Annotated in this window: 1 pseudogene; it reads right to left on the bottom strand. The window is 44.7% G+C overall.

What is annotated here, in order from left to right:
- Window positions 1-291 (bottom strand): annotated as a pseudogene (locus tag ACFINC_RS10875) (cobaltochelatase subunit CobT); the annotation flags it as partial.

Here is a 291-nt window from a genome sequence, read left to right as displayed (position 1 = left end):
ATGAGAATGCGACGCTGTTCACGCCGTGATAAAAGGCGTTGATGCGCCCAAATTAAAGCTTCTCCGTCAATATTTTCTTTGAGTAATCCTTCTTGCATCATCAAACCTAGATTGCGGCGTGCGCGACGCCATGGGGTGTCAGCGCTTTTATAGATGATATGACACAAATCATTCAGGCGTCCAGGATGATGAGGCTTATGTTTCTCAAGCCATTTTTCGCGTGATTTTCCCCCTTTCCAAGTTTTGGTGGTAAACCCTAAAATTTCAACTTTGACACCACAACGTTCAAGC

The organism is Bartonella sp. AP58NXGY, assembly GCF_042195785.1.
Lineage (GTDB): Bacteria > Pseudomonadota > Alphaproteobacteria > Rhizobiales > Rhizobiaceae > Bartonella.
This window is presented reverse-complemented; position numbering and strand designations above follow the sequence as displayed.